Raw genomic sequence first — 16,742 nt, 5'->3', positions numbered from 1 at the left:
CCCGGACCATCCTTGTGGCCTCATGGTAGCAGTGGGGATCACGCCGCAGCTATGGATGAAGATCCCGCTTCTGCAATTTACGCCGCAGGGAGCATAACCAAGGTGCCGGAAGAATACCAAAGATGGTGGGCTGCAGGCCCGGAGAAAGGAGAAGTGACAGAGAGAAAAATGGTCCCTGAAAAGGGACCAAAAGGAACACTCATATCAAAATATCAAAACTAACACTCTGTGCTACTGACAAAAAACAGATACAGGAGTATTGAACACACGGTGAGTCAAACCGCAGGGCTACTTTAATGCGTTTCGGATAAGCCAGGCAATTGTCACTTATGACAGGTCATCGATTAAATCAAACTCAATCAAGTCCTAAAAACCGTTTTCTTACAGTGAGTTACAAACGGCAACCTCAAATCTGATACATCAGTCTCAAGTTGATTCTGCTAATGCGCTAAGATGACGCAACCCATTTGCGTCTCGTCCAATCTGGCAGGTAACCCGTGTTACGCATTTCTCCCCTCTGGATCAGCATGCTGCTGTTTGCCACCCCCCTCATGATCAGCCAACCCCTCAGCCCCTGGTTCAGCGATCTCGTGGCACGCCACCTGCTCGAGCAAAAAGCCGGGGAGATCAGGGAAGCGATAAGGGCACGCCACCAGGTTCTGGATACTGCGCTCAGTGCCCAGTTGCAGCAATTCCACTTCGATTGCGGCAAGCAAGACATGGCCCTGCTGCGGGATCCCCGCTTTTACAGTACCCACCTGCGCCTGCAGGGACTGGAGCTGGCGTCCGGTATCAGCTGCTCCAGCCTGGGGCCTGGCCTCTCCCTCATCAGCGAGGCAAAGCGCAGCGGCAAGCTGCCAGGCAAAGCGGGCCTGACCGTCACTGCGGCCTATGACGACACGGAACAGGAGCTGATCGCCTATTACCATGTCAAAGACAACATCGTTTACTGGGTGCTGGACAACAGCTGGAGCCACGATCTGCTGCAACACCCCTGCCCCCAGTGTTTCTACCTCGAGTTCAGCCAGCGAGACCCCGCCGCACCACCCATGATCCTCCCCCGCGGCGACAAGTCCATCAAGGCGGAACCGGACAACCGCAGCCTGAGCTTCCAGGAAACGGGCGCTCTCACCAAGCAGACCGTCTGGGCTGGAAAAACCCTCGCCCACTACGCCCTGCTCCAGACCCGGCAATATGCCCTCTGGCTCGGTTGCGCACTGGGCCTCCTGTTCAACGCCACCTACTGGTTGCTGCGCAGCTACCGCCACTCTCTGAAGGGGATGCTGCAAAACGGTGTGACACGGCGGGAGTTCATCCCCTTCTACCAACCCATAGTGGACAGTCGCAGCCAGCAGGTGGTCGGCTTCGAGGCGCTGCTGCGCTGGCAACACAGGGGAGAGTTGCTGCCACCAGGTACCTTCATCGACTATGCGGAGGCCCAGGGGCTGATCCTGCCGATGACCGAACAACTGCTGGAGCAGGTGCTCCGCGATCTGCCACAGCTGGCCGAGGGGCAGTGGGTCAGCGTCAACCTGGTGGCGGCCCATATCGAACGCCCCCTGCTGCGCAACCTGCTGCTACAGCACGATACCCCCTTTCCCGACCGCCTGCTCTTCGAGCTGACCGAACGCAAACCCATCACCAATATCCAGGCGGCAACCCACGAGATCACCGCGCTGCATCAGATGGGTTATCGCTTCAAGCTGGACGACTTCGGTACCGGCTACGGCGGCTTTGCCTATCTGCAACGACTGGGGATCCGCCAGATCAAGATCGACAAGATGTTCGTCGATACCATAGGCACCCACGACCTCAAGCGCAGCGTGCTGGATGCCATCATCGCCTCGGGCCGGGAGTCCGGCATGGAGATGATTGCGGAAGGGGTGGAAACCCAGCTTCAGGCCGATTACCTGAGCCAGAGAGGCGTCTATCTGCTGCAGGGATATCTGTTCGCCAAACCCATTCCCCTGTCGGCCCTGCTGCGCTGGCAGGAGGAGTGGCTGCTTGATCATCCCCAGGAAGGGGAACATGCAGCCTGACCCTTCTTCGTCGGCTCGTGGCCCCCGCACCGCGAGCCATTCTTCCCTCTTCACTCCACACAGTTACATTTCGCAACAAAATGATCCCGCTCCAGTGACGGACAGCCTTTATCATACCGGGCCAACTCACGCGCAACCGGCCGTTGCGCGCCTGTTTCCCCGGTCATACGACCCCCCCGCAAGAGGACCCTTGCCCATGAAGTCATTTATCCGGCAAGAGATTGCCTTGCCCGTTGGCCTGCTGACCCTGCTCTTTTTCAAGACGGCAGGCAGCGACCTGCTGACAGAAACAACGCCGCTCGGGCTCTATCTGCCGGTGTCACTGGGGCTGCTGGCCGTCGTCACCTGGGCCATCTTCTCCGTGGTGCGCCACTCCGATGCCCTCGCCATCAAGCTTGGCGAGCCCTTCGGTACCCTGATCCTGACTCTGTCGGTCATCTCGCTGGAAGTGGTGATGATCTCCTCGGTGATGCTGACCGGTGAACCCAACCCCACCATGGCCCGCGACACCATGTTTGCGGTGGTGATGCTGGTGACCAACGGTCTGGTGGGCTTCACCCTGCTGTTTGGCGGCTGGCGTTACCACACCCAGAACTTCAATCTGGACGGGATCAAATCCTATCTGGTGGCCATCATTCCTCTGGCCCTGCTCTGCCTGGTGCTGCCCAACTTCACCGAGGGAGGCAACGCCGGCAGCCTGTCACGCGCCATGTCCTGGATGCTGATCATCGTCTCCGTGCTGCTCTACGGGGTCTTTCTGCTGATCCAGACCCGCAGCCACAGCCACTTCTTCGTCGATGGCGACCACGCGGATCACGAGGAGCACCATGGCCCGCTGAAGAGCAACGTCTACCACACCCTGCTGCTGCTGGCCTACCTGGTGGTGGTGATCCTGCTGGCCAAGACGCTGGCCATCCCCATCAACCACGGGGTACAGGTGATGGAGGCCCCGGCGGCATTGGGCGGCTTCATCGTCGCCTGTATCGTGCTGGCCCCCGAGGCGGTGGGCGCCATCAAGGCGGCCTTCAACAACCAGCTGCAACGGGCCATGAACCTCTATTTCGGCTCCGTGCTGGCCACCATCGCCCTCACGGTGCCGGCCGTGCTCTTTATCGGCTCCCTGATGGGACAGGAGGTGCGCCTGGGGCTCGCCCCTGCCGACATGGTGCTGCTGGTCACCACCCTGATGGTGTGCAAGGTCACCTTCAGCAGCGGCCGCACCCACGCCCTGCACGGGGCGACCCACCTGGTGCTGTTCGTGGTTTATCTGTTTCTGATGTTCGAGCACGGCTGACACCGTGCCTGGGATATGAAAAAGACCGCCCGATGGGCGGTCTTTTGTTATGAGCGGAGTGACCGCTTAGAGGCTGGGCAGCATGCCGGCCGGCAGCAGATCGTTGTAGCTGGCGGTGCCAAGCAGGCTCGCCGCCGCCTCGATGTCCGGGGCGAAGTACCTGTCCTTGTCGTAGAAGGGCACGTGGGCGCGCAGGCGTCCCTTGGCCGCTTCCACCCCTTCGCTGGCGCGCAGCGGGGCACGGAAATCCAGCCCCTGGGCAGCCGCCAGCAGCTCGACCGCCAGGATGCCACGGGTGTTCTCGGCCATGTCCGCCAGACGGCGACCGGCGAAGGTGGCCATGGAGACGTGATCTTCCTGGTTGGCGGAGGTGGGCAGGCTGTCCACCGAGGCCGGGTGGGCCAGGGTCTTGTTCTCGGAGGCGAGCGCCGCCGAGGTGACCTGGGCGATCATAAAGCCGGAATTCACGCCCCCATTGTTGACCAGGAAGGGAGGCAGGCCCGACATGCGCGAGTCGATGAGCAGGGCCATGCGACGCTCGGACAGGGAGCCGATCTCGGCGATGGCCAGCGCCAGGTTGTCGGCGGCGAAGGCCACGGGTTCTGCGTGGAAGTTGCCACCGGAGATGATCTCCTCGTCATCGGCAAACACCAGCGGGTTGTCGGAGACCGAGTTGGCCTCACACACCAGTACCTCGGCGGCCTGGCGGATCTGGGTCAGGCAGGCGCCCATCACCTGGGGCTGGCAGCGCAGGGAGTAGGGATCCTGCACCTTCTCGCAGTTGTGGTGGGACATGCCGATCTCGCTGAGATCCCCGAGCAGGTGGCGGTAGCAGGTGGCCGCGTCGATTTGCCCGCGCTGGCCGCGCACCGCGTGGATGCGGGCATCGAACGGACGGCGGCTGCCCAGCGCCGCCTCGACGCTCATGGCGCCTATGGTGATGGCGCCGGCGAACAGATCCTCGGCGTGGAACAGCCCCTCCAGGGCAAAGGCGGTGCTCGCCTGGGTGCCGTTGAGCAGGGCCAGCCCCTCTTTCGGCGCCAGGGCAATGGGCTCGAGCCCGGCGATGCGCAGAGCCTCTGCAGCGGCGATCTCGCGCCCGTCGTGGCGAGCCTTGCCCTCACCGATCAACAGGCAGCTCATATGGGCCAGGGGCGCCAGGTCGCCGGAGGCACCCACGGAGCCCTTCTTCGGCACCAGGGGATAGACGCCGGCGTTGACCAGCTTCATCAGGGCCTCGAGCACCAGGGGGCGGATGCCGGAGAAGCCGCGGGACAAGGAATTGAGTTTGAGCACCATCATCAGGCGCACGGTGGCGTCGGACATGTACTCGCCGATGCCGGCGGCGTGGGAGAGCACGATGGAGCGCTGCAGCTCGTCGAGCTGATCCACCGGGATCCGGGTGTTGGCCAACAGGCCAAAGCCGGTGTTGATGCCGTACACCACGCGGCCCTGCTCGATCACCCGGGAGACGGTGTCGGCGGAGGCCTGGATCGCCGGCAGGGCGGCCGGGTTCAGGGAGAGGTGGACCGGCTCACGGCTGACGCGGCGCAGGGTGGCGAGATCCAGCTCGCCCGGGGTAATGGTCAGTTCAAACATCTTGGTTCACCTTCTTGACGCCGTCGGCGCCGTCGATCATCGGCAGATCCAGCCCCTGCTCGCGGGCACATTCGATGGCAATCTCGTAACCGGCGTCGGCGTGACGCATCACCCCGGTGCCCGGGTCGTTGCGCAGCACCCGGCCGACGCGGCGGGCCGCATCGTCGCTGCCATCACAGACGATCACCACACCGGAGTGCTGGGAGAAGCCCATGCCGACCCCGCCACCGTGGTGCAGGGAGACCCAGGTCGCCCCGCCGGCTGTGTTGAGCAGGGCGTTGAGCAGCGGCCAGTCGGAGACGGCGTCGGAGCCGTCCATCATGGACTCGGTCTCGCGGTTCGGGCTCGCCACCGAGCCCGAATCCAGGTGGTCGCGGCCGATGACAATGGGGGCTTTCAGCTCACCGTTTCTCACCATCTCGTTGAAGGCCAGTCCCAGGCGTACCCGATCCTTTAGGCCAACCCAACAGATCCGTGCCGGCAGGCCCTGGAAGGCGATGCGCTCACGGGCCATGTCGAGCCAGTTGTGCAGGTGGGGATCATCGGGGATCAGCTCCTTGACCTTCTGATCGGTCTTGTAGATGTCTTCCGGGTCGCCGGAGAGGGCCACCCAGCGGAACGGGCCGATTCCCTGGCAGAACAGCGGACGGATATAGGCCGGGACGAAGCCGGGGAAATCGAAGGCATTCTTGACTCCCTCTTCCAGCGCCATCTGGCGGATGTTATTCCCATAGTCGAGCGTGGCGGCTCCGCGGGCCTGCAGGGCCAGCATGGCCTCGACCTGGCGCGCCATGGAGCGGCGGGCCGCCACGTTGACCTCTTGCGGCGCGCTCTGTTGCAGCTCGCGCCACTGCTCTACGCTCCAGCCCTGGGGCAGGTAACCGTGGATCGGGTCGTGGGCGGAGGTCTGGTCGGTGACCACGTCCGGGGTGATGCCACGGGCCACCAGCTCGGCGAACACGTCGGCGGCGTTGCCGAGCAGGCCGACCGAGACGGCGCTGCCGCTCTGCTTCGCCTCTTCGACCATGGCCAGCGCCTCATCCAGGGTGTGGGCCTTCTTGTCGACGTAGCGGGTGCGCAGGCGAAAATCGATGCGGGTCTCGTCGCACTCCACGGCGATCATGGAGAAGCCGGCCATGGTGGCGGCCAGGGGCTGGGCGCCGCCCATGCCGCCGAGGCCCCCGGTCAGGATCCAGCGCCCCTTGGGCTCGCCGTTGAAGTGCTGGTTGGCCACCGCGAAGAAGGTCTCGTAGGTGCCCTGCACTATGCCCTGAGTGCCGATGTAGATCCAGGAGCCGGCGGTCATCTGGCCGTACATCATCAGGCCCTTCTTATCGAGCTCGTTGAAATGTTCCCAGTTGGCCCAGTGGGGCACCAGGTTGGAGTTGGCGATCAGCACCCGCGGGGCGTCCTTGTGGGTCTGGAACACACCCGCCGGCTTGCCGGACTGCACCAGCAGAGTCTGGTCGTCCTCGAGACGGGTCAGCACCTCGACGATCTTGTCGTAGCAGGCCCAGTTACGGGCGGCACGGCCGATGCCACCGTACACCACCAGGGACTGGGGATGCTCCGCCACGTCAGGATCCAGGTTGTTCATCAACATGCGCAGGGGCGCTTCGGTGAGCCAGCTCTTGGCGGTCAGTTTGCTGCCGTGCGGGGCGCGTATCACGCGGCTCGGGTCCGTTCTGGAATCAGAGCGGGGCTCCTGGTTTTGCAGGGACATAGACACTCCTTGTTTATGGATTCGGTCACTACTTGGTTAACTGGTGGACCAGACGGGCCGCCACGCGGGCGCTGCGGCTGTCGAGATCCAGGTGCGGGTTGTACTCGGCCAGATCGGCGAGCCTGAGCTTGCCGCTGGCCCGGATATGGGCGATGAGTGGTTCGATGACCGCCAACTCCACGCCGCGGGCGGCCGGCGCACTGACCCCGGGCATCACGGCAGCGGGCAGCACGTCGAGATCGATGGTGAGATAGAGGTGATCGCAGCGGGCGATGAAGGCATCCAGCCCCGCCAGCAGGGCAGGCAGCTCGCTCTGGGTCATGGCCTCATCCAGCACGTGCCACACCCCTAGCGCCTCGGCACGGGCGAACAGGGCCTGAGTATTGGCGGTCTCGGCCACCCCGAGGCAGGCATAGATAAAGGGCGAGCCTTGCGCCGCGCACTGCTCGGCGATCTGGAAGAAGGGGGTGCCGGAGCTCGCCTGCTCCTGTTTCATGCGCAGGTCGAAGTGGGCGTCCAGGTTGATGATGCCCACACGACCCTTGCCGTTGAGATGGCGGTTGAGGCCACTCCAGCTGCCGAAGGCCACCTCGTGGCCGCCCCCCAGCACCAGCGGGAAGTGGCCCTGTTCGAGGGCCGCTGCGACCCGCTCGGCCAGCCGACCGTGGGCGGCGTCGAGATCCCCGTCCTCGCAGCACACGTCGCCACCGTCGTAGACGGGCTGACTCAGGTGCCAGGCGGTGTTGGCGAGCAGCTTGCGGATCGCCAGCGGCGCGCCGGCGGCGCCGACCCGCCCCTTGTTGCGGCGCACCCCCTCGTCACAGGCAAAGCCGAGCAGCACCACGCCGGGCGCCTCGTCCTGCGCCTGCCAGGGCTGCGCCTCTTGCCAAGGCAGAACTTTGTCGTGCCAGCGCAGGGCCAGCGCGCCGTCTTCCGGATCCTGACGACCCTGCCATACCAGCATCTCGCTCATGCCAGACCTCCCAGGGTTTCCTGTCCTTTCACGACCCGCGCCACCAGCTGGTCGACGCCGACCTGATAGGCCAGCTCGGCCGGGTGGGCGCACGACCAAACCAGGAAGTCGGCCTCCATGCCTACCTTGAGCTGACCCAGCCCTGCATCGCCAAGCGCCGTGGCGCCGTGACGGGTGACGCCGCACAGCGCCTCCTCCGGGGTGAGACGAAACAGGGTGCAGGCCATGTTCATGGCCAGACGCAGGGAGACCAGCGGCGAGGTGCCGGGGTTGATGTCGGAGGCGACCGCGATGGGCACGCCGGCCTCGCGCAGCGCCTGTACCGGCGGCAGTGTGGTGTCGCGCAGGAAGTAGAAGGCGCCAGGCAGCAGTACCGCCACCGTGCCGCTCTCGGCCAGGGCGGCGATGCCGGCGGCATCCAGGTGTTCCAGGTGATCCACCGAGAGAGCGCGGTAGCGGGCGGCGAGCGCGCTGCCGCCCAGGTTGGAGAGCTGCTCCATGTGCCCCTTGACCGGCAGGCCGTGGGCACGGGCGGCGGAGAAGACTCGCTCGCACTGGGCCAAGTTGAAGGCGATCCCCTCGCAGAAGACGTCGACCGCGTCGGCCAACCCCTCGGCGGCGGCGATCGGGATCAGCTGGTCGCAGATGAGATCGACCCAGCCATCCGCGTCGAACTCGGGCGGCACGGCGTGGGCCGCCAGCAAGGTGGTGCGTACCCGCACCGGCAGGGCGCGGCCAAGGCGGCGCGCGACCCGTAACATCTTGAGCTCGTCTTCCAGGGTCAGGCCATAGCCGGACTTGATCTCGACCGTGGTGACCCCTTCGCGCAGCAGGCTCTTGAGCCGGGCGGCAGCAAGCGTGAACAGCTCCTCCTCGCTGGCCGCACGGGTGGCACGCACCGTGCTGAGGATGCCGCCACCCTGGCGGGCGATCTCACTGTAGGGGACCCCCTGCAGCCGCTGCTCGAACTCGGCGGCGCGGCTGCCGGCATAGATGAGGTGGGTGTGGCAGTCGATAAGACCCGGGGTCGCCAGGCGGCCCTTCATATCCTGCCAGCTCTCGGGGAAGGGCCCGGTCAGCTCGCTCATGGGGATCAGGGCGTGGATCCGGCCCGCTTTCACGCCGAGGGCGTGGGAGGCCAGGAGGCCATAGCCATCGCTCATGGTAGCGGGGATGAGGTTGATCCAGACCCGATCGCAGGCCAACAGTTCCTTGTTCATGCCAGACTCCAAATGTATATACAAATATGTATAGTCGATCGTGGGTGAAAAGGGAAGATCCCTCATCACATTTCTGTAACAGGCTTAACACAAGGCCTTAAAAGAAAAAAGCCCGCGTAAGGCGGGCAAAACGAGCGTGCTATTTTGTATATACAATTAACCTATCCAGCCCAGAGCAAGGCCAAGTCGGCCGGCCAGCGCAGCCAGCAGGATGCCGAGCAGAGTGCGCTGCAACCAAATGACCAGCAACTGCCCCACTCCGATGGGGATGCGAGTGGCCAGGATGCAGGGGATGGAGGCGGAGAAGAACAATACAGTGCTCACCGACACCACGGCGGCCACATAGCGGGTCAGCAGATCTGCCTCCTTGAGCAGGATGGCCGGCAGGAACATCTCGGCCAGGCCGGCGGCGAGGGCCCGCGCCGTCTCCAGGGGCTCCCCCAGCTGCAGCAGCCAGGTCAGCGGCCAGAGCAGCCAGCCGATGACGTCGAACAGGGGGGTGTACTTGGCGAGCAGCAGGCCAAGCAGCCCCACCGAGAGGATGGTGGGCACCACGGCCGCCGCCATCCGGATGCCGTCGCGCAGGTTGTCGAGCAGCTGGCGGCCGATGGGGTCGGCACCGCGGGTCTGGGCCAGCCCGGTGGCAAGCGCCATCTGCCAGCGATTGACGCCATCCGGCAGGGGCACCTCGGCCTCCCCCGCGTCATCCAGCCGGCTGATGGGCGGCACCCGGGCCAGGATGGCGGTGATGAGGAAGGTGATGACCAGGGTCGACCAGAAGTAGAAGTTCCAGTGTTCCATCAGGCCGAGCGTCTTGGCCACAATGATCATGAAGGCGGCCGAGACGGTGGAGAAACCGGTGGCGACGATGGCCGCCTCGCGCACCGAGTACTTGCCGGCGGCAAACACCCGATCCGTGATGAGCAGGCCCACCGAGTAGCTGCCGACAAAGGAGGCCACCGCGTCAATGGCCGAGTGGCCCGGGGTGCGCCACAGGGGGCGCATCACCGGCTGCATCAGCACTCCGATGAACTCGAGCAGGCCGAAACCGAGCAGGAAGGTGAGCAACATGGCGCCGAGCGGCACTATGAGGCCAACCGACAGGGCCAGCTTGTCAAACAGGAAGGGCAGACGATCCGGCGTCATCAGCCAGGCGGGCCCCGTGCCTGTCACGTAGAGCAGCGCCAGCGCGAGGCCGAGCAGCTTGAACAGGGTCAGCAGCCGGTCGATGAGGCGGCCACGCCAGCGGCCGTCAAAAAAGGGGCGAGCGGCGCCATAGGCGATCAACGCCAGGATCAGACCAACGGCCAGGGGTCGCTGCCCCATCAGGGCGCCGGCCAGGTGATCCACCAGTATGGTGCTGCGTCCCGCCAGCTCGAACGGCACGAAGAAGGCGCCGATGCCGAGCACGCTGGTGAGCAACAGCTTGAGACCGGCGCCGCCACGCGCGGTCGAGTCGAGAGTGTGTTCCGGTTCCATGATTTCCTCCCTGAGTGAACGGGCGTCCTCCGGACGCCAAAATGTATATACATTTATAACGCCCGATGGCAGGAAGGAAATGAAAAGTTACTTTTGTGTTACAACTTCTATCCGATCCGTGTCTTGGATCTCAGTTTGTAGCGGGATCCCGGCGACAGCAGGCGGGCGTAGGAGACCAGCACGCCGTCCGACCAGGTACGCCGGTGCAGCAGCAGGCAGGGAGTATCGACCCGCACCTGCAACAGGGCGGCCTCGCCGGCGCTCGGCTGCACCGCCTCGACCACGTGCTCCATCTCGGAGAGGGGGCAGACCTGCATCAGGTAATGGTTGGGGGTCAGGGTGGTGAAGTCCTGCTCCCCGTAGCCCGGCAGGCGTTCGGCGTCGACGAAGCGCTCCTCGAGCTGCAGCGGCTCGTCGTCGGCCTGATGGACGATCAGGCTGTGGAAGATGGGGGCGCCGACCCGAAGGCCAAGCTGCACCGCCACCTTCTCATCCGCCTTCTGCCGCTCCAGCCGGATCACCCGGCTGCCGTGGCGGGCACCACGCTCGGTGATCTCGTCCGCGATGTTGCGGATCTCGAGCAGTGGCGACTCGGTGCGCCTGTCCGCCACAAAGCTGCCGGATCCCGCGGTGCGCACCAGCCAACCCTCGGCCGTCAGCTCACGCAGGGCCTTGTTGACCGTCATCCTGCTGACGCCGAACTGATCGCACAGGGCCGCCTCGGTCGGAATCTTGTCTCCCGCCTGATAGTGGCGTTCGCGGATCCCGTCCAGGATATGTTGCTTTATCTGCAGGTAGAGAGCTGGAGCCAAGGTCGGATCCTCAGCGGCGGCGATGCGGCGGACGCATGTCCGGCCAAGCGCGGTAGACGTCCGGGATCTGCTCGGGACCGCTGATGCAGAGATCGAGATCGTGCAGCAAACCGTCCTTGATGCCGTAGATCCAGCCATGTACCGCCAGCTCCTGACCCTTGCGCCAGGCGTTCTGGATGATGGTGGTATGACAGACGTTGGCCACCTGCTCGGCCACGTTCAGCTCGCACAGATAGTCGAAGCGCTCATGCTCGTCTTCGATGGCATCGAGCTGTTCGCTGTATTTGAAGTAGACGTCCTTGATGTTGCGCAGCCAGTTGTCGATGAGCCCCAGCTCCTGGTTCTGCATCGCCGCCTTGACGCCACCACAGCCGTAGTGGCCGCAGACGATGATGTGCTTCACCTTGAGCACCTCGACCGCGTATTGCAGCACGGACAGACAGTTGAAGTCGGTGTGCACCACCAGGTTGGCGACGTTGCGATGGACGAACACATCCCCCGGCAACAGTCCCATCAGCTGGTTCGCCGGCACCCGGCTGTCGGAGCAGCCGATCCAGAGGTATTCCGGCGCCTGCTGGGCGGAGAGTGTGGCGAAGAAATCGGGATCTTCGGCCTTGATCCGCTCGGCCCACTCGCGGTTATTGGTAAACAGATCGTTCAACAGTTTCACTTCTGCTCTCCATTATTTGGCAGTGGCGGCAACATAACACACCCATGGGTAACCTGGGCAAGCCTCAACAGATCCGGCCTGATACAAAAACAGGGCCATTAGGCCCTGTTTTCAATGACGGAGGCATCAGGCCTCCATGGCATCCTTCAATTTCTTGAGGGCGTTCTTCTCAAGCTGACGCACGCGCTCGGCGGAGACGCCGTAGGTATCGGCCAGCTCCTGCAGCGTGGTTTTGCTCTCGTCGTCCAGCCAGCGGGCGCGGATGATGTGCTGGCTGCGCTCGTCCAGAGTGGCGAGGGCGGAACTCAGGCGACGGATCGCGTGATCGTCCCAGTTGTCGTTCTCGATGGTGGCGGCCAGATCGGAGGATTTGTCCTCCAGATAGTGGACGGGAGCGAAGCCACCCTCTTCGTCATCATCGCCGACCAGATCGAACGCCTGATCATAGTTGCTCATGCGCGCTTCCATCTCGGTCACGTCGCTGGCGGAGACGCCAAGATCGGCGGCCACGGCCTGCACCTCTTCGTGGTTCAGCCAGCCCAGACGTTTCTTGGACTTGCGCAGGTTGAAGAAGAGCTTGCGCTGGGCCTTGGTGGTAGCCACCTTGACCATGCGCCAGTTGCGCAGAACATACTCGTGAATTTCGGCCTTGATCCAGTGCACGGCGAAGGAGACCAGACGCACACCCACGCTCGGGTCGAAGCGCTTGACCGCCTTCATCAGACCGATATTGCCTTCCTGAACCAGGTCAGCCTGGGGCAGGCCGTAACCGGCATAACTCTTGGCCACGTGAACGACAAAACGCAGGTGCGACATAACCAGCTGACGAGCAGCCTCGAGATCGCCATCCTGCTGCAAACGCTCAGCCAGCTCACGCTCTTCCTCTGCGCTCAGCACCGGAATCGAGTTAACTGCCTGGATATAGCCTTCCAGACTACCTTGCGGAATCAAAGCCATAGTGCGCTGCAATGAAGTTCCCATCTGTTACCTCTTACTTTTCAATCAAATCAGTCTAACACCCTGAGAGGGTCTGTCTACTGACCGGACGTCATTCTGCGGCTTGCATCATACATCAAACCCAGTTTCAGACTGGGTTATCTTAGGCCGGCAGGATGAATCATGAATGAACAGTCAAAAAAAGGGGGTCACAATCAAGGACCCCCGAAAAGTAGCATGCTAAGTCCATTGTTGCGGAGCTCGCAACCTTCACATGCTTGCCAAGTCAGACGAGCAAGGCATAGGGGCCATACCCGTATAAATGCTTCAGCTTGATAGACCGTTTATAGTGCAGAAGGTTCACTGGATCCCGCGAAGATCCCGGGGATCATTATTACCCAGAATACTCTGACAATGCGGTCCGAGCTAGAAAAGGCCACTCTTTTACTTGATCCAGTTCGCAAAATCCAGTGATTTACTTTGATGATAAATTAATCAGGACGGTTCTATGTCGCGAATGTGGCGATGAACCGAAAACCAGGAGGCGATCAGCCCCAGCAAAGCCCCGAGCAGTATGAGGTTGAAACCGTCAAACGCCCCCATTCCCACCAGCCGGAAGTTGCTGTTGTAAAGCCCCGCCAGCTCCTTCACCACCCCTTCGCTCCAGATCACCATCACCTCGGTCAGCCACCAGGCCAGCATGCCACCGATGACGCCAAACCAGATGCCGGTATAAAGGAAGGGACGATGAATAAAGGAGTCAGTCGCCCCCACCAGCTTGAGCACCTCGATCTCGGATCGCTGGTTGAGGATATTGAGGCGCAGGGTGTTGCCGACGATCAGCAGCACGGCTGAGAGCAGCAGCACGGCAATGCCGGTGATGGTGTGGCGCAGCAGGTTCATGATCCCCTGTAGCCGGGTCAGCCACTGCAGATCCAGCTTGCCCTGCTCCACCCCGTTTTCGTTGTTGAGCTTGCCGAGTAGCTCGGCGGCCCCTTCCGGATTCTGCCAGCGGGGATCCGGGATCACGCTCAGCACCGGCGGCAGCGGGTTGCTGTCGAGGTAATCAAGCGCATCGCCGAAACCGGAGATCTCGCGAAACTCCCTGAGCGCATCGTCCCGGCTCAGATAGGTCACCGAGTCCACCTCGGGATAGAGCAGGATCCGCTGCTGCAGATCGAGGATGCTCTGCTCAGGCAGGTCCTTGCGCAAATAGAGGGAGATCTGGGAGCTGTTCTGCCAGCTTCCCTCTACTATCTCGGCGTTTTTCAGCAGCACGTGGAAGCAGGAAGGCAGCGCCAGGCTGACCCCCAGCACTGCCAGCGTCATCAGGGAAGCGAGCGGATTGCGCCACAGCTCCCCCAGGCTGGCGAAAGCCTGGCGCACATGATCCACGCCATACATCATCAGGCGGCGCAGCGGTGGCTGTTTATGACGAACGATAGCCATATCAGAGCTCCTCCCCTTGCGAATACATGCGACCCGCCTTGAGGGTCAGGGTGCGGTAGCGCATGCGGGCGATGAGGCCGAGATCGTGAGTGGCAATCAGCACCGACACCCCGAAGCGGTTGAACTCCTCGAACAGCCGCATGATGTCCATGGAGAGCTGGGGATCCAGGTTGCCGGTCGGCTCGTCCGCCAGCAGCAGTGGTGGCTTGTTGACGATGGCGCGGGCGATCCCCACCCGCTGCTGCTCACCACCGGACAGCATGCGCGGCTGGTAACGCTCCTTGCCGAGCAGCCCCACCTTGTCGAGGGCTGCAGCGACCCGCTTGTTGATATCGGCGTGGCTGTAGCCATCGATCACCAGCGGCAGGGCCACGTTGTCGAACACGGTTCTGTCCATCAGCAGGCGGTGATCCTGGAAGATCATGCCGATCTGGCGGCGCACATAGGGGATCTGGCTGCGCTGGATGTGGCTGACATCGTCGCCATGAAAGAAAACGCGACCATCGGTCGGTCGCTCCATCACACTGATCAGTTTCAGGAGGGTGCTCTTGCCCGCTCCCGAGTGCCCGGTCAGGAAAGCCATCTCCCCCTTGCGCAGGTGAAAGCTGACCTTCTGCAGCGCCTGATGACCGCCGCTGTATACCTTGCTGACCTTGTCAAAACGAATCATAACGGTTCCCTGACATTGACAAGCCCCGACCTGGGCCGGGGCATGCTGCGGTTACTCATCGCGACTGAAGAGCGCCTCGATAAAATCGTTGGCCACGAAGGGGCGCAGGTCGTCAATCCCTTCGCCGACCCCGATATAGCGGATCGGGATCTGGAATTTGTCCGCCACCGCGAAGATGACGCCCCCTTTGGCGGTGCCGTCAAGCTTGGTGAGGGTGATACCGGTCAGGCCCACCGCCTCGCTGAACAGCTTGGCCTGGCTCAGGGCATTCTGGCCGGTGCCTGCGTCCAGGGTCAGCATGATCTCGTGAGGGGCCTCCTCGTCGAGCTTCTTCATCACCCGCACCACCTTCTTGAGCTCTTCCATCAGGTTGCTCTTGTTTTGCAGGCGACCGGCAGTATCGGCGATCAACACGTCGGCACCACGGGAGCGCGCGGCCTCGATGGCATCAAAGATGACGGAGGCAGAATCGGCACCGGTATGCTGGGCGATCACCGGGATATTGTTGCGCTGACCCCACACCTGCAGCTGCTCGACGGCAGCGGCCCGGAAGGTATCACCGGCGGCCAGCATGACGCTCTTGCCCTCGGCCTGGAACTGCTTGGCCAGTTTGCCGATGGTAGTGGTCTTGCCCACCCCGTTCACACCAACCATCAGGATGACGTAGGGCTTCTTGCCGGTATCGATCACCAGCGGCTGCTCGACCTTGGCCAGCATGGCGCCCATGTCCTGCTTGAGCAGACCGTAGAGCGCCTCGGCATCCTTCAACTGCTTGCGATCCGCATGCTGCACCAGCCCTTCGATAATACGGGTCGTAGTATCCACGCCAAGATCGGCGGTCAGCAGCTGGGTCTCCAGCTCTTCAAACAGATCGTCATCGATCTTCTTGCCACGGAACAGGCCGAAGAAGCCGGAACCAATGTTTTCCTTGGTGCGCACCAGGCTGCGCTTGAGACGGGCAAAGAAGCCTTCGCGCTGCGGTTTTTCCTGGGTGTCATCCTCTACGGCAGCGGCCAGTGGCAAGGTTGCCAGCGCGGCGGCTTCAGCCTCGGCGGCAATACGCGCTTCTTCCGCAGCCTGCGCCTCAGCGGCGATACGCGCCTCTTCTGCAGCCTTCGCTTCGGCGGCGATGCGGGCTTCTTCCGCTGCCTGCGCCTCGGCTGCGATACGAGCTTCTTCCGCTGCCTGCGCTTCGGCAGCCTTCGCTTCGGCGGCGATACGGGCCTCTTCCGCAGCCTGCGCTTCGGCAGCAATGCGGGCCTCTTCCGCAGCCTGCGCCTCAGCGCCGATGCGGGCTTCTTCCGCAGCCTTCGCTTCGGCGGCAATGCGGGCTTCTTCCGCGGCCTTCGCTTCGGCGGCGATGCGGGCCTCTTCCGCGGCCTTCGCTTCAGCGGCGATACGCGCCTCTTCGGCAGTCTTCGCTTCGGCGGCGATGCGGGCTTCTTCCGCAGCCTTCGCTTCGGCGGCGATGCGGGCCTCTTCGGCCGCCCGGGCTTCATCTGTCATCAGTGATTCATTGACGATCACCGGTTCCAGATCGGAGGCGCACTCCTCCACCACCAACGGCCCTTTGGCATCGGGTTCGGCGGGTTGGCAGCATTCATCATGCCCGGCAGAGGAAGGCTCGCTGGTGGGCACCTCGGGAGAGACTGCCGGCACTGTGTCGGCGGCTGGGGTAGCAGGAACCTCAGGTTCAGCGGTAACAGGGGTGGCTTGCGGTGTCTGTGGTTGGACAGCCTCAGCCTCTTCTTTCTTGCGGCCGAAACCCAGCCAGGAAAACAAACCTTTTGCCATCTAAAAAATACTCACATCGTTGGCTGACTGCTAAGATAGCCGTCCCGGGAGGGCCAGCATAAAAATGAACTGCCTTATACTACC

At 63.0% G+C, this 16,742-nt stretch carries 14 protein-coding genes; 3 read left to right on the top strand and 11 right to left on the bottom strand.

Annotated elements, in window-relative coordinates; genetic code table 11:
* Positions 1 to 51 precede the first annotated feature (51 nt).
* The 3 genes from LA321_RS08170 (at position 52) to LA321_RS08160 (ending at position 3,333) form a co-directional block, all read left to right on the top strand.
* Positions 52 to 222 carry a hypothetical protein gene (locus tag LA321_RS08170; protein WP_156130737.1) on the top strand — a complete coding sequence of 57 codons (171 nt, stop codon included), beginning with the start codon at positions 52 to 54 and terminating at the stop codon, positions 220 to 222.
* A gap of 305 nt (positions 223 to 527) precedes the next feature.
* Positions 528 to 2,039: an EAL domain-containing protein gene (locus LA321_RS08165; protein WP_042070280.1), complete on the top strand. Its 1,512-nt coding sequence runs from the start codon at positions 528 to 530 to the stop codon at positions 2,037 to 2,039.
* A 196-nt stretch (positions 2,040 to 2,235) separates the two neighbouring features.
* Positions 2,236 to 3,333, top strand: a complete 1,098-nt coding sequence (locus LA321_RS08160) for a calcium:proton antiporter (protein ID WP_026455886.1) — start codon at positions 2,236 to 2,238, stop codon at positions 3,331 to 3,333.
* A gap of 66 nt (positions 3,334 to 3,399) precedes the next feature.
* Here LA321_RS08160 and hutH read toward each other — a convergent pair whose 3' ends face one another.
* The 11 genes from hutH to ftsY all read right to left on the bottom strand — a co-directional run bounded on the left by hutH (position 3,400) and on the right by ftsY (position 16,658).
* Positions 3,400 to 4,932, bottom strand: coding sequence for a histidine ammonia-lyase (gene hutH / locus LA321_RS08155; protein WP_042070279.1), 1,533 nt, complete (start codon positions 4,930 to 4,932; stop codon positions 3,400 to 3,402).
* Entirely contained in the window at positions 4,925 to 6,655 is a 1,731-nt protein-coding gene (gene hutU / locus LA321_RS08150; protein WP_042070277.1) for a urocanate hydratase, read from the bottom strand. Before hutU ends, hutH begins: the two co-directional genes overlap by 8 nt.
* A 28-nt stretch (positions 6,656 to 6,683) precedes the next feature.
* Positions 6,684 to 7,628: a formimidoylglutamase gene (gene hutG / locus LA321_RS08145; RefSeq protein WP_042070275.1), complete on the bottom strand. Its 945-nt coding sequence runs from the start codon at positions 7,626 to 7,628 to the stop codon at positions 6,684 to 6,686.
* Positions 7,625 to 8,848, bottom strand: a complete 1,224-nt coding sequence (gene hutI, locus LA321_RS08140; RefSeq protein ID WP_042070273.1) for an imidazolonepropionase — start codon at positions 8,846 to 8,848, stop codon at positions 7,625 to 7,627. Before hutI ends, hutG begins: the two co-directional genes overlap by 4 nt.
* A gap of 156 nt (positions 8,849 to 9,004) precedes the next feature.
* Positions 9,005 to 10,327, bottom strand: a complete 1,323-nt coding sequence (locus LA321_RS08135; RefSeq protein WP_042070272.1) for a YjiH family protein — start codon at positions 10,325 to 10,327, stop codon at positions 9,005 to 9,007.
* 107 nt (positions 10,328 to 10,434) lie between these two features.
* On the bottom strand, positions 10,435 to 11,139 hold the full coding sequence (gene hutC, locus LA321_RS08130; RefSeq protein ID WP_026457133.1) for a histidine utilization repressor: 705 nt from the start codon (positions 11,137 to 11,139) through the stop codon (positions 10,435 to 10,437).
* 10 nt (positions 11,140 to 11,149) lie between these two features.
* Positions 11,150 to 11,809, bottom strand: a complete 660-nt coding sequence (can, locus tag LA321_RS08125; protein ID WP_042070270.1) for a carbonate dehydratase — start codon at positions 11,807 to 11,809, stop codon at positions 11,150 to 11,152.
* A 126-nt stretch (positions 11,810 to 11,935) separates the two neighbouring features.
* Positions 11,936 to 12,790: an RNA polymerase sigma factor RpoH gene (gene rpoH / locus LA321_RS08120; protein WP_042029003.1), complete on the bottom strand. Its 855-nt coding sequence runs from the start codon at positions 12,788 to 12,790 to the stop codon at positions 11,936 to 11,938.
* A gap of 450 nt (positions 12,791 to 13,240) precedes the next feature.
* Positions 13,241 to 14,194: a permease-like cell division protein FtsX gene (gene ftsX / locus LA321_RS08115; RefSeq protein WP_026457130.1), complete on the bottom strand. Its 954-nt coding sequence runs from the start codon at positions 14,192 to 14,194 to the stop codon at positions 13,241 to 13,243.
* 1 nt (position 14,195) lies between these two features.
* Complete coding sequence (gene ftsE / locus LA321_RS08110; protein WP_026457129.1) at positions 14,196 to 14,864, bottom strand: cell division ATP-binding protein FtsE; 669 nt, start codon at positions 14,862 to 14,864, stop codon at positions 14,196 to 14,198.
* A gap of 51 nt (positions 14,865 to 14,915) precedes the next feature.
* Positions 14,916 to 16,658 carry a signal recognition particle-docking protein FtsY gene (gene ftsY / locus LA321_RS08105; RefSeq protein ID WP_042070269.1) on the bottom strand — a complete coding sequence of 581 codons (1,743 nt, stop codon included), beginning with the start codon at positions 16,656 to 16,658 and terminating at the stop codon, positions 14,916 to 14,918.
* Positions 16,659 to 16,742: the final 84 nt, after the last annotated feature.

The sequence above is a fragment of the Aeromonas enteropelogenes genome (genome assembly GCF_020097295.1).
In the GTDB taxonomy this organism is placed as follows: Bacteria; Pseudomonadota; Gammaproteobacteria; order Enterobacterales; family Aeromonadaceae; genus Aeromonas; species Aeromonas enteropelogenes.
The sequence above is the reverse complement of the archived record's forward strand: the minus strand, read 5'-3'. Positions and strand labels throughout refer to the sequence as shown.

What these genes read in the sequence shown, in the direction of transcription:
- LA321_RS08135 (WP_042070272.1), bottom strand. Translation starts at nt 10,327, where the DNA reads ATGGAACCGGAACACACTCTCGACTCGACCGCGCGTGGCGGCGCCGGT.
- hutH (WP_042070279.1), bottom strand. Translation starts at nt 4,932, where the DNA reads ATGTTTGAACTGACCATTACCCCGGGCGAGCTGGATCTCGCCACCCTG.
- ftsY (WP_042070269.1), bottom strand. Translation starts at nt 16,658, where the DNA reads ATGGCAAAAGGTTTGTTTTCCTGGCTGGGTTTCGGCCGCAAGAAAGAA.
- LA321_RS08165 (WP_042070280.1), top strand. Translation starts at nt 528, where the DNA reads ATGCTGCTGTTTGCCACCCCCCTCATGATCAGCCAACCCCTCAGCCCC.
- ftsE (WP_026457129.1), bottom strand. Translation starts at nt 14,864, where the DNA reads ATGATTCGTTTTGACAAGGTCAGCAAGGTATACAGCGGCGGTCATCAG.
- rpoH (WP_042029003.1), bottom strand. Translation starts at nt 12,790, where the DNA reads ATGGGAACTTCATTGCAGCGCACTATGGCTTTGATTCCGCAAGGTAGT.
- ftsX (WP_026457130.1), bottom strand. Translation starts at nt 14,194, where the DNA reads ATGGCTATCGTTCGTCATAAACAGCCACCGCTGCGCCGCCTGATGATG.
- LA321_RS08160 (WP_026455886.1), top strand. Translation starts at nt 2,236, where the DNA reads ATGAAGTCATTTATCCGGCAAGAGATTGCCTTGCCCGTTGGCCTGCTG.
- LA321_RS08170 (WP_156130737.1), top strand. Translation starts at nt 52, where the DNA reads ATGGATGAAGATCCCGCTTCTGCAATTTACGCCGCAGGGAGCATAACC.
- hutG (WP_042070275.1), bottom strand. Translation starts at nt 7,628, where the DNA reads ATGAGCGAGATGCTGGTATGGCAGGGTCGTCAGGATCCGGAAGACGGC.
- hutU (WP_042070277.1), bottom strand. Translation starts at nt 6,655, where the DNA reads ATGTCCCTGCAAAACCAGGAGCCCCGCTCTGATTCCAGAACGGACCCG.
- hutI (WP_042070273.1), bottom strand. Translation starts at nt 8,848, where the DNA reads ATGAACAAGGAACTGTTGGCCTGCGATCGGGTCTGGATCAACCTCATC.